The following is a 12,156-nucleotide window of genomic DNA, read 5'->3' on the forward strand; positions in this document are numbered from 1 at the left end:
CCCGCGATGCGCGTCAGGCCTGCGGCAGCCGCACGACCCGCCCGAGCGCCACGGCCCGCAGCGCGATCGGCAGCTTCTCCTCGGGGTCGACCGCGAAATGCACCTCGCCGAGGAGCCGCGCGGGAAATTGCCCGAAGAGCGGCAGATCGTCCGCGATGGCGCCCGGCAAGTAGACCACCAGCGGGTGCCGCTCGCCCGGCGCACGCAGGAGCGCGCGCAGGTGGTTTCCGCCGAGGACCCGGCGCCGCTGGTAATGCCGGCCCTCGCAAAGCGCGCGCGCGACGAGCACGTCGAGGTCGTCCCCGCCGAGCCCGTGCGCGCTCAACGCATACGCCTCGCGGATGCTCCGGGTGAAGCGCTCCGCGAGGCCCGGCGCATTCTGATAACCCGGCGAGCCGATGAACCCTTCGGCTTCCTCGATGGCTGCGGAGAGCGCCTCCTTTCCCGCCGCGAACGGCCTCGCCGTCGCCGCCGTCGTCTTCAAGGCCTCGATGGGATCAAACGGCAGCGAGAGCTCGCCCTCGCAGACCTCGAGGGGCGGAATCGCATGGGCCTTTTTCGCCGCCCGCATCGCCGCGTCGAGCAACCCCTCGAAGCTCACGGCCGCAGCACGACCGAGGATCGCGTGCGCCTCTGCGCGGTCCTCCATCTCGGCCGGGTCCTTGAAGAGGGCCGGATCGTCGAACTCCGGATCGATCGGCTCCTCCTCGCGCGCGTCGAGGATCTCCTGCCACGCGCGCTTGCGCACGACGCGCGGCATGGTCTTGCGATCGAGCCACACGAGCAGCAGCGCATCACTCGGCGACATGCCCCCGTTCGCCGACGGCGCGACCGCGAAGCCCGGCGCCGCGGCGGCCGACGGCGCGGGCGACGTCGGCAACGCACCCTCGACCACGACCTCGCCGATGGTCTTTCGAGCAGCAACGATCGGCTCCGGCGCCCGCGCGTGCGGCGCGGTCCCCGGCGCGTCTGGCGCGGGCGTCTGCGGCACGCCGCTCGCCCACGGGCTCGGCGCGGGCGCGGGAGAAAGCGCGGGCGTCTCGAAGATCAACGCAGGCGGCTTCATCGCCGGAGCAGCAGCGTTCTCGTTCGCGTCCGGCGACGTCGCGGCGAAGGGCAACGCCGCGGCGGGCGAAGGAAGATCGACCCGCTCGAGCGCCACCGTCCCCTCCGAAGGTGGCCGAGCGAGCGGAGATCGTGGCGGCGCCGGCGCGAAGGTGATGACCGCGTCCGGCGAGGTCGCCTTGAAGGGCAACGTGGCCGGCCCTTCCTCGTCGCCGACGAACGCCGTCGTCTTGCCCATCTCCTCGCGTGGCGCCGGCTCCTTCTCCGCGTGCTCCAGGCTGACGGTCACGTGTCCCTCTTCCTGCGCGCTTCGCAGCGGAATCTGCGCGCGCCACGTCACCACGAGGGCCGCGCGCTCCGTATCGATCACCAGCGTATCGGCCCGCATCGGGATCACGCGTGGCCCCCCTTCGCGCCCCGCGAGCACGGCCTTCGGCTCGAGCCCCGGCAGGCTCGTCACGAGGTGCGCGTGTGTCGGGTGCAGGTTGTCGAGCACGATGCGCTCGTTGCTGCGCAGCACGTCGACCTGCTGATCGGGCGGCGCGACCTGGTAGTACGCGATCTCGACGTCCTCCGGCGCGGGCGCGCGCGTGAGATCCGCGGGGCTCCAACGACCTGCGTGACGACCGAGCTTCTGCTGCCGCGAGGGCCAGCGCGCCGCGATCGGACCCAATCCGATCGGCGTCAGCAAATCTCCAGGGCCGCTCACCACCTTGTCGAGCGGCTGCAAATTGGGGACGGCGATGCGGCCCTGCCGATCCCGCGTGTCGGGCCGCATGCCCGCGGGGTTCCACGTATCCGGCCCGCCGCCCGCGCGCTCGTAACGCAAGGACATCCGCGTGATGCGCGGCCCTTCTTGCAGCGCGCCGTCGAGCGTGAAGGCCCGGTCGCAGAACACCTCGACCGATTTATCGATGTCGCCCACGATCATCCGCGCCACGAACGAGCGCACGGGGCGCGCCTCGGGCGCGAAGGCCATGCCCACGAGCACGACGTCGGCGCGTTGCTTGAGCGGGGCGATGTCGCTCGCGGCGCGCAGGCTACGTGTCTCGTCGTCGTCCCAGTGCTCGTCCTGCTCGACGATCGGATCCTGCTCGGGCGCGAGCTGCGCCTCGGTCGGCACGAGCAAGAACGTCGCCTTGCAGATCACCGTGAGCGCCCACGTGCCGGGGCGCGATTGCCAGAGGAGCGAGGCGACGGGCAGCGGACCTTGAGCGACGACGTCCATGGCCCGCCGACGCTATCACCACGCGCGCAAGGCGAGCACCGCGGCGATCACGACGAGGACCACGATCACGGCCGCGACGACCCCGACGAGCCCACGCGCGTTTGGCTTCGGCGGCTCGAGGACCGGCGCCGAGGCCATCGGCGCGGGCTTCGGGATCACCACCGTGGCGCCATTGCGCGCATTCAGTTCCTCCGCGGGAGCCGCGAGAGCCGCGGCGGGCACTTCGGGTGGAGGCGCCTTGACCGGGCGCTTCAGCGTCGTCGCGTTGTCCGACAGCGAGACCTCGCCGAACGCTTGCCGCACGGCCTGCTCGAGCGCCGCGCCTTTCTCGGTCCCGTCGAGGATCGAGGGCGGACGCTCGGGCGGCGCGACGCCTTGCAGGCGATGAATGCGCTCCACCGAGATGCGCCCCTCCTCGGAGGCGAACGGGAGCAAGAGCCGCGCGAGATCGGCGACCGACGGCGGGCGATCGCTCGGCTTTTTTTCGAGGCATTGCAGCACGACGGCCTCGAGCCCCGCGGGGATCTCGGGCCTCTGCCAGCGCGGCGGGGCGGGCGGATCGCCGCCGATCATGAGGAAAAGCGCGTGCGTCGCGTCCGCCTCGAAGGGCCGCTTGCCGGTGAGGATCTGATACAGGATGACGCCGAGGGCCCAGATGTCGGTGCGCGCGTCGAGCCCTTTGAGCCCGCGGATCTGCTCGGGCGACATGTAGAACGGCGAGCCGATGATCACGTTCGCCGCGGTGAGGCTCGTGTAGAGCGCGCCGCCCCTCGTCGCCTTGGCGAGGCCGAAATCGAGCACCTTCACGAGCGGTGATCCATCGGGGCGCGTGGTGACGAAGATGTTCGCGGGCTTGAGGTCGCGATGGATGATGCCGAGCACGTGCGCCTCGGCGATGGCCTCGGAGGCTTGCAGCAGCGCGTCGACGGCCTGCGCGATGGGCAAGGGTCCGCGCTGCCGCACGATCTCTTGCAGATCGGCCCCCGTGAGCAGCTCCATCACCATGTACGGCAAGCCGGACGCGAGTGTGCCGAGGTCCATCACGCGCGCGACGTGCTCGCTCTGGATCGACACGGCGGCGCGGGCCTCGCGCAGAAATCGCTCCACGGCGTCGTCCTGCTTGGCCGCTTCGGGCAGGAGGATCTTGATGGCGACGCGCTGAGGCAGCGTCGTGTGCTGGGCCTCGACCACGAGCCCCATGCCGCCTTTTCCGATCACGCGCTCGACGCGGTACTTGCCCGCGACGACGTCCCCCAGCTCGGGCGCCTTCGGCTCGGGCGAGGCACCGGCGGGGCTCTTTGGGGCGCTATCGGTGCTCATGCGGGCGGAAAAACTCGTTCTTGCGACGCTAACACACCGACCTTCGGCGACGCACCCGCGGCGCGCAGCGGCGATGGCGAGACCCGCCATGCTACGTTTCCCCCATGACGCCGCCGCGAGCGTTCGCCGTCGATCCCGAGGACCCGCGCGCCCCTCCCGAGGAGGTCTGGAATGCCCTGTCTGCCGAGGAGCGGCGGCGCGTCGTGGACATGCTGCCGGCCGCGCGGCCCCAGGATCGCGAGAAGGCCGAGCGCGCTTTGGCAGAGGCGAGGCGGCTGGTCGACGAAGAGCGAATGCGGGCCGACGAGCTGCGAATGCGGGCCGACGAGCTGCGAATGCGGGCCGATGAGCTGCGAATGCGGGCCGATGAGCTGCGAATGCGGGCCGAGGAAGAGCGCAAGCGGGCCGATGAGGCCGAACAACGAGCGGCAGCGCTCCAGGCGGAGCTCGATCGCCTCCGCCGCGGCGAGCGGTAGCGCTCCTTCGCGGCGCCGGCCCTCCGCCCTGGCCGACGGATACGTCGGGTCCCCTCGTCCGTCGCGATCCGGCCGCTCGTGCTACGTCCCCCCCATGGACGCACGACCGACCCGCCCTCCCCGCAGGACCGGCCCGATCGAGCTCCGCGACTTCGGACCGAACGGCCTTCGGCTCGGCACCCCGGACGACTGCTACGACGCTAGCCCCTGGGAGCTTCACCGAGGCGGGCTGGTGGAACAAATGAGAGGCGAGGCCACCGACTCCATTGTCATGGCCCTGCTCGCGGCCTTGTTCCGCGTGCATGCCCGGGAGGGACACACGGTCCTCGCCGACATCTACTGCGACCTGACCGACGAGCAGGGCCCCTCGCTCCGCGCGCCCGACGTCGTCGTCGTCAGCGACCTCGCCGCCCCGCGAAACGATGCCTATCGCGGCACGCCGGTGCTCGCGGTCGAGATCCGCGGCACGCAGTCGAAGAAGTACCTCGAAGAGAAGGTGAAGCTCTACCTGGAGCACGACTGGCCCGAGGTGTGGATCGTCCACGCCGAGCGGCACGAGGTCGAGGTCCTGCGCCGCGGCGTCGCGTCCGTCGTCTACCGCCCCGGCGCGGAGGTCCCGATGATCCCCGCGCTCGACAAGTACGGGCTCACGACGCTGCCCGTGACCGCGTTCTTCGATCAACGCGAGGTGGCGCGTTACACGGACGAGTGGGTGGAAAAGCGTGGCGAAGCACGCGGCGAGACGCGTGGGGAAGCACGTGGTCGTGTCACGTCGATCGAACGGGTCCTCCTCGCTCGCGGCCTGGTCGTTCCGCCTCTGACGCGCGCGCGCATTGCGACGTGCACCGACATCGAGACGCTCGATCGCTGGCTCATCCTCGCCGCCACCGCGACGAGCGCGAGCGCCTTCGTGGACGCCATCGGCGAACCCGCCTGACCACACGCGCGAGGTCGCCGACTTCGTCCGGGAGGTCGCCGACTTCGTCCAGGAGGTCGCTGACTTCGTCCGGGAGGTCGCTGACTTCGTCCGGGAGGTCGCTGACTTCGTCCAGGAGGTCGCTGACTTCGTCCAGGAGGTCGCTGACTTCGTCCATGAGGTCGCTGACTTCGTCCGGGAGGTCGCTGACTTCGTCCAGGAGGTCGCTGACTTCGTCCGGGAGGTCGCTGACTTCGTCCGGGAGGTCGCCGACTTCGTCCGGGAGGTCGCTGACTTCGTCCGGGAGGTCGCCGACTTCGTCCGGGAGGTCCCCAGACCTCCACCCGGGCCCCACGATCCTGCCCGCGCCCCTGCGTGCTCCGCACGTGAACTCCGTCTACCTTCTCGTCTTGAGGCTCGCTCACCCCAAGGGGCTCGCCATGTCGCTGCCGCGTTTGCTTCCTCTTTTCGCCCTTCTCCTCGCCGCCGCCGAGGGTTGCGCCATGCAGACCGTCGCGCAGACCCAGGACGCACCCAGCGCACCCGATGCCCCCAGCGCGCCCAGCGCACCCCCCCGCCCACCGAGCCCCGAATCCGTCACCCCCAAAACCCCCGGGGGCGACGCCGACGATCCCACGTTCGCTGCGCTCATGCGCCTCGCCACCGAACCCTGGGTCAACGGATCGGACAACGCGCAGACGATCCTCGTCCCCCTCGCCGACAAGAAAAACTGGCGCGGCCTCAAGATTTTCGGCAAGCCGACACGGAGGTCGTTTCGTTACGGCGATGCGTACTACGCCGCCGCCACCCTCCTCTACACGCCGATCGAAGGTCCGAACGACCCCGAAGCCTGCCTCGCCAAGACGATCGATGAAGCCATGCCCTTGGCCGAGGCGAACGGCGTACGGATCGGCGGCCGGCAGCGTATCCGCATGAACCAGTCCGTCGGCGCCGAGGTCCGGCCCATGGTCATCGAACTCCTCGAAGGACGTATCGACAACCTCCTCCACCGCGACGATTACCTCGGCGCCCTCGCCGCCTACCAATCCTTCCCGGGCACCTGCCTCGTCCATGGCTTCGCCGTCGTCGCCTCCGAACACCCGGAGCTCGCCGCCAAGGTCCGCAGCCGCTGGATCACCGAAGCCGCCCCGAAACTCGCCTGGGCGCGGAAGGTGAAGCAAGCGCCCGAGTTCTAGAGCATCGAACGGTTCGATGCTCTGCGAGATCGCGAAGCGAGCTCGCCTCGGGGGGTGAATCGACCGGGCTTTGCCCGGGCGAGAGGGGGACGCGAGGCGTCCCCCTCGGGACGAAAGAAGCCTAGGTGGCTGGTGTTTTTCGCAGCGGACACGCTACCTGCAGCGCGGCCGCTGCGTGAACATGCGCTAGCTGTGGTGGTCGCGGCTCGAAAAACACCAGCCACCTAGAACATCGAGCGGTTCTTGAACCGATCGATGTTCTAGGACCGCTTCGGCTCACGCGAGATGCGCGACGACCCGCGCCGCCACGTACGTGACGAGCGTGGCCACCCACAACACGGCGCCTTTTCGGAAGCCTTGCCGATATCCCCAGATCGGCGCGAGCGGCGGCACGACGAGCGCGAGCAGCCCGCGCAGGCGGGACGATCCGTGGAGAATCAGCCTGCCCGCGAGCCACACATGCGTGGTCACGAACGAGGCGAACCCCACGATCAGGAGGACGACGACGGCAACGTCCTTGCCGGACACGCGCCCGAGCCTAGCGCGGGCGGAGCCGACTCGCCTCGACTTCGCAGTCTCCCCGCGTCCTTTCCCACGAACCCGCCGTGATCCCCACGATCGATCCACCTTCGCGGCTCTGTCCCCGCTCCATTTTCACGCTAAGCTCTGCCCGTGCCGAGAAGCCTCCTCCCCGTCCGCGACGCAGTTCGCCCCGCCTCTCCTCGATCTTCCCTCCTCGACAGACTCCCCGGCTCCCGCGTCGTGCCCGCAGGCCTCGCCCTCGGCGTGATCACGAGCGCCCTCGTGGGTGTGGGCGTCGCCGAGGCCGTCACGGACCCGCCCGACACGTTGCCGCTCTCCGAGGTCAAGCCCGGCATGAAGGGCTACGGGCTCACCGTGTTCTCCGGGACGAACCCCGAGCGCTTCGACGTGGAGGTCATCTCCACGCTCAGGAATTTCCGGCCCAACCAGGATCTCATCCTGATCAAGACGCCGAACCACCCGCGCCTCGACGTCGCCCGCACCGTCGGCGGCATGAGCGGGAGCCCCATCTACCTCAATGGCAAGATGATCGGCGCCTACGCCTACGGATGGCTCTTCGGCGTCGAGCCCATCGCCGGCGTCACGCCCATCAAGTCGATGCTCGAAGAGCTCGCCCGCCCGATGCCGAAGGCAATCATGCCCATCCCCGGCAAGGGCCCCCTGCCTTCGGTCGACGACGACGGCCGCGTCAAGCGCGACAAACACGCCCGCGCGTTCCACGGCGCGCCGGAAAGTTATGACCTCCAAGGACACGCGACGCAGCTCGCGTCCCGCGCGGCGAGCCTGCTCGCGCCGCCCGAGGGCAGCGCGCTCGCCCGCGCCTCGACGCCCATCATGCTCGGCGGGCTCGCGGGGTCGTCGCTCAAGATCGCGCAGAACCTGCTCGGGCCGATGGGGATGGAGCCGCTCCAGGCGGGCGGCGGCACGTCGACGAAACCCCCGGCCGACGCGCCCACGAAGTTCGTCGACGGCGGCGCGATCGGCGTCGAGTTGATCCGCGGCGACATCTCCGCGATGGGCCTCGGCACGGTCACGCGCGTGAGCGGCGACAAGCTCGTCGCCTTTGGTCATCCCATGCTCGGCGGCGGCATCGAGGCATTGCCCACGGCCGTCGCGCGCGTGCACTGGATCATGGCGAGCCAGAACCGGAGCTTCAAAATTGGCGAGTCCGTGCGCTCCGTCGGCGCGCTCGTGAACGATCGACAGGCCGCGATCGTCGTCGACGCGTCCGTGAAGGCGCCCGTCTTCCCGATGAAGGTCACGATCACCGCGCCCGGCGGCGTCCCGCACCCGACGTGGAACCTGGAGGTCGCGCAGGATCAATTCCTCTCGCCCACGTTCGTCGCGATGGCGATCGGCAATGCGTTCGAGACCTCGGCCTCCGAGCGCAACGACCTCACCTACCGCGCCACGAGCAAGCTGAAGATCGGTCGCTGGGGAACCATCACGCTCACGGACTTCGGCGCCGGCAGCGGCAATCCGCCCGGCGCCGAGGACTTCGTGCGCGGCCGCCTCGTGCGCGCGGTCGGCTCGCTCATGAACAACCCCTGGGAGCCGGTGTCGATCGAAGGCATCGAGACCGAGGTCAAGGTCTCCTACGAACGGGATGTCGTGACCTTGCGCGGCGCGAAGATCCTCGAACCGGAGATCGACGCGGGCGCGAAGGTGCACATCCAGCTCGAATTGCAGCGCTACCAGGGCAAGACCGAGACGAAGATCATCGAGGTCGACGTGCCCACGGAGCTCGCGGGCCGCGAGGTCGAGATCGAGCTCGCCCCCGGCTACGAGGTGGAGCGCCCGCTGCCCTCGCCCGAGAACGTCGCGCAGCTCGTGGCGAACCTGCCGAACCAGACCTTCGATCCGGAGAGCATCGTGGCCTCGTTCCGGCTGCGCGAGAACGGCGCTGCCTACAAGGGCAAGCTCGCCTCGCGCCTGCCCGCCGGCGCGCTCGACACGCTCCGATCGAGCGTCGACTCCGACTCGGCCGAGGTGTTCGTCGCGCAGGTGCAGACCGCCGTGCCGCTGAAGCAGTTCCTGATCGGTCGCGACGTCGTGCGCGTGAAGGTGCGCAACGTCCTGCGCTGAGCCCCCCCGCACTCCCCTCACCCTCAGCCTCTTGTTTCTCGCCGCCTGAAGAAAGCCCCACGCATGACATCCCTCTCTCCTGGAAAGCTCGCGCGCCTCGGCATCGGCGCGCTCGTCCTCGCCGCCGCCGTCGTTCCCGCGAAGACGGCCTCCGCCGTCGGCACCCGCACCTTCCAGCTCGACACGATCGACGAGCTGAAGGGCGGCGATCTGACGGGCGTGAGCGTCGACTCGAACGGCAACGTGCGCGCGGGCCTCACGCTCGGCTCGATCCCCGTGCAGGACGCGAGCAGCGTGTGGAGCTCGGTCGTGCTGCCCGACGGCTCGGTGCTGCTCGGCACCGGCAGCGACGGCAAGATCTTCAAGGTCTCCGGCGGCAAGGCCACGCTCGTCGCGACGACGGGCGCGATGGCCGTGAGCGCGCTCGTCCTCGCGTGGAACGGCGACGTCATCGCGGGGACGTTCCCCGAGGGCAAGCTCTATCGATTGCCCGCGGGCGGCGGCAACGGCGGCCCCGCAGCGGCGTTCGGCGATCTGCCGGGCGCAGAGGACGTGTGGGCCCTCGCGTTCGACGCGAAGTCGAAGTCGCTCTACGCGGCGACGGGGCCCGAGGGGAAGGTCTTCCGCGTCGATCAAGCCGGCAAGGCGCAGGTGCATTTCGACAGCGACGAGGCGCACATCGTCTCGCTCGCGGTCGCCGACGACGGCACGGTCTACGCGGGCTCGAATGGCAAGGGCCTGCTCTACAAGATCACGGGCCCGGGTCGCGCGACGGTCGCGTACGACTTCGACGCCGACGAGGTGAAGGCGATCGCGTTCGGCAAGAACGGCGCGATGTTCGTGGTGGCGAACAAGATGAACGAGAGCTTCGCGCCGCCGAAGCGCAACCGCACGAGCTCGGCCGGCCCGCAGTCGACGCGGCCCGCGAAGCCCGGCAAGGGCATGCTCTACCGCTTCGGCAAGGACGGCATCGCCGAGCAGCTCCTCACCGACAACGACACGCACTACGTCTCGCTCGCGATCGACGAGAGCGGCGCGCCGTACGTGGGCACGGGCGCCGAGGGGCGGCTCTACACGGTCGACGACGCGCACGTCGCGAGCCTCGTCGCCGACACGGACGAGCGCCAGATCGGCGCCGTCGTGGTGAGCGGCAAGCAGCGCTTCCTCGCGACGACCGACCCCGTGGTGTTCCGCGAGATCAAGGGAACGGGCGGCGCCGACGCGGTGTGGACGAGCAAGGTGCTCGACGCAGGCCTGCGCGCGACGTTTGGTCGCCTCGCGTGGCGCTCGGAAGGTCAGCTCGAGCTCTCCACGCGCAGCGGCAACACCGAGACGCCCGACGCGACGTGGAGCGCGTGGTCTTCAGGCCTCGGCGCGCCCGGCGACGTGCAGAGCCCGCCGGGCCGCTACGTGCAGATCCGCGCGCGGTGGGGCCGCGACCCGAAGGCGGTGCTGCGCGAGGTCACGCTCTACTTCGTCACGGACAACGCGCGCGCGGTGATCACCTCGATCGACGCGACGGCGAAGAACAGCGGCAGCAAGAGCGCCAAGATGGGCATCGTCGCCTCGGGCGGCGAGTCGCCGCGGCCGTCGAGCTCGGTCAAGCTCTCGTGGCGCGTCGACAACCCCGATCAAGACGACCTGCGCTACCGCGTTTCGTACCGCCTCGAAGGCCAGAACACGTGGCGCAGCGTGCAGAAGCCGGGCGAGAAGCTCACGCGGCCCGAGCTCGACTGGGACACGACGGGCCTGCCCGAGGGCCCCTACCGCATCCTCGTCGAGGCGACGGACGAGCTTTCGAACCCGCCCGACCGCGTGCAGAAGCACGCGCTCGAATCGGCCACGGTCCTCGTCGACAACACGCCGCCCGTCTACAAGGCGCTCGCCATCCAAGGCCGCAAGCTGAAGGGCGAGGTCGTCGACGGCCTCGGCCCCATCGCCCGCATCGAGGTCTCGATCGCCGGCTCCGACGAGTGGCGCCCGCTCTTCCCGAGCGACGGCGTCCTCGACGAGCCCGCCGAGGCCTTCGAGGTCGACATCGCGTCGATCGTGCCGCCCGGGGCGCACATCGTGGCCGTCCGCGCCTACGACAGCGCCGGCAACCTGGTCACGCGCGACGTCGAAGCGAAGTAACCCGACGATGCCCTGACGCTCTTCCCGCGCCTGTCGACGGAGCGGGAAGAGCCGGGTGCTGTGCCTCGACCTCGCGCCACGACACGGGCGTCATATCTCGACGCCGAAGCCTCCCACCTCCTCTGTGCCCCGCGGGGCGTTCGTGCTGCATCCGCGGGCGGGAGGCGGGATCCTGACGCGTCGATCCCGTGCGTGCGCAGGCCGCGGCACGGGACGTGAATGAGGGGTGGTGATAACCTCGGGCATTCCTTCCCGCGCTCGCACCCCTCCTTGCCATGGCCTCTACGAAGCGCTCCCCCCACTCCCTTCACCTCCTCTCTTTCCTCGCGGCCACGTCTGTCCTCGGCGTCGCGTGTAGCTTCCAGGTCGACGCCAGTTATGAGCGTTCGAACGTGGTGGACTACGACTCCGGGTCCTCAGGCGAGAGCGAAGCCACAGGGCCGACCACGACCGACGGCGGCGGGACGGGCGGGGCCACCTCGGGCGGCGGCATCGACTTTCCCCCGCCGAACCCGCCGCCCGACGGCAACACGTCGTACACGCATCTCTGCGGCGCGGGGTGCATGTCGAGCGAGAGCGCGCTCGGCTGCGGCGTCGCGATGAACCCCGACGGCACGCCGCAGGTGGCGTGTCAAATCGTGCCGACCCCGAACGGCGCGTCAGCCCAGTGTTTGACGCCGGGCACCTTCCAGGCCGGCGACCCGTGCACGAAGGGGAGCGACTGCGCGCCGGGGCTCGGCTGCGCGCGCACCGGGTCGAGCGTGGGCTCGTGCAGGCCCTACTGCTGCGGCGCGGTCGAGGCGTGTCCCGAGGACACGTACTGCGCGCCCGCGCCGATGGCGGACGACACGATGAACGCCGCGCCGCTCTCCATCCCCGTGTGCATCCCCGCGACGGAGTGCACGCTGCTCGACGACACGTCGTGCCCCGAGGGCCTGACGTGCACGATCGTGCGCGAGGACGGCACGACGAGCTGCGTGGCGCCGGGCGCGAGCGGGCTCGACGGCGCCTGCCCGTGCGCCGCGGGCTACCTCTGCGTGGCCGCCTTCAAGAAGTGCCTCGCGCTCTGCCACACGGGCGGCAACGACTGCCCCGAGGGCATGTTCTGCCAGGGCGGCGCGAACAGCTACCCCGACGGGATCGGCGTCTGTGTGAAGTAGTGTGATCGAGCGGGCCGGACGGAGCGCCGCGCAA

Annotated in this window: 10 protein-coding genes; 6 read left to right on the top strand and 4 right to left on the bottom strand. The window is 70.2% G+C overall.

What is annotated here, in order from left to right; all coding sequences use genetic code 11:
- Nucleotides 1–13: 13 nt before the first annotated feature.
- Entirely contained in the window at nucleotides 14–2,293 is a 2,280-nt protein-coding gene (locus tag E8A74_RS10350) for a DUF2169 family type VI secretion system accessory protein (RefSeq protein WP_136928793.1), read from the bottom strand.
- 15 nt (nucleotides 2,294–2,308) lie between these two features.
- Nucleotides 2,309–3,613: a serine/threonine-protein kinase gene (locus tag E8A74_RS53840; RefSeq protein ID WP_136928794.1), complete on the bottom strand. Its 1,305-nt coding sequence runs from the start codon at nucleotides 3,611–3,613 to the stop codon at nucleotides 2,309–2,311.
- Between the two features lie 104 nt (nucleotides 3,614–3,717).
- Here E8A74_RS53840 and E8A74_RS10360 point away from each other — a divergent pair, with 104 nt between their 5' ends.
- Together E8A74_RS10360 and E8A74_RS10365 are read left to right on the top strand one after the other, a co-directional pair.
- Entirely contained in the window at nucleotides 3,718–4,089 is a 372-nt protein-coding gene (locus tag E8A74_RS10360; protein WP_136928795.1) for a hypothetical protein, read from the top strand.
- A gap of 94 nt (nucleotides 4,090–4,183) precedes the next feature.
- Nucleotides 4,184–5,026 carry a Uma2 family endonuclease gene (locus E8A74_RS10365; protein WP_136928796.1) on the top strand — a complete coding sequence of 281 codons (843 nt, stop codon included), beginning with the start codon at nucleotides 4,184–4,186 and terminating at the stop codon, nucleotides 5,024–5,026.
- Here E8A74_RS10365 and E8A74_RS52100 read toward each other — a convergent pair.
- A complete protein-coding gene (locus tag E8A74_RS52100) occupies nucleotides 4,962–5,360 on the bottom strand; it encodes a methyl-accepting chemotaxis domain-containing protein (protein WP_170229021.1) in 399 nt (132 codons plus the stop codon). The two genes, E8A74_RS10365 and E8A74_RS52100, sit on opposite strands and share 65 nt — an antisense overlap.
- A 295-nt stretch (nucleotides 5,361–5,655) precedes the next feature.
- Between E8A74_RS52100 and E8A74_RS10375 the strand changes: the two genes are divergently transcribed.
- Nucleotides 5,656–6,201, top strand: a complete 546-nt coding sequence (locus E8A74_RS10375; RefSeq protein ID WP_211365329.1) for a hypothetical protein — start codon at nucleotides 5,656–5,658, stop codon at nucleotides 6,199–6,201.
- Nucleotides 6,202–6,477: 276 nt separating this feature from the next.
- Here the strand turns inward: E8A74_RS10375 and E8A74_RS10380 are convergent, their stop codons facing one another.
- Nucleotides 6,478–6,729 (bottom strand): hypothetical protein, encoded by a 252-nt coding sequence (locus tag E8A74_RS10380; RefSeq protein ID WP_136928797.1) that lies wholly within the window; start codon nucleotides 6,727–6,729, stop codon nucleotides 6,478–6,480.
- Nucleotides 6,730–6,963: 234 nt separating this feature from the next.
- Between E8A74_RS10380 and E8A74_RS10385 the strand changes: the two genes are divergently transcribed.
- The 3 genes from E8A74_RS10385 (at nucleotide 6,964) to E8A74_RS10395 (ending at nucleotide 12,122) form a co-directional block, all read left to right on the top strand.
- Complete coding sequence (locus E8A74_RS10385) at nucleotides 6,964–8,829, top strand: SpoIVB peptidase S55 domain-containing protein (RefSeq protein ID WP_232379477.1); 1,866 nt, start codon at nucleotides 6,964–6,966, stop codon at nucleotides 8,827–8,829.
- Between the two features lie 63 nt (nucleotides 8,830–8,892).
- Entirely contained in the window at nucleotides 8,893–10,962 is a 2,070-nt protein-coding gene (locus E8A74_RS10390; RefSeq protein WP_136928798.1) for a hypothetical protein, read from the top strand.
- Nucleotides 10,963–11,237: 275 nt separating this feature from the next.
- Complete coding sequence (locus E8A74_RS10395) at nucleotides 11,238–12,122, top strand: hypothetical protein (RefSeq protein WP_136928799.1); 885 nt, start codon at nucleotides 11,238–11,240, stop codon at nucleotides 12,120–12,122.
- Nucleotides 12,123–12,156 lie beyond the last annotated feature (34 nt).

This window comes from Polyangium fumosum, assembly GCF_005144585.1.
GTDB classification, from domain to species: domain Bacteria; phylum Myxococcota_A; class Polyangia; order Polyangiales; family Polyangiaceae; genus Polyangium; species Polyangium fumosum.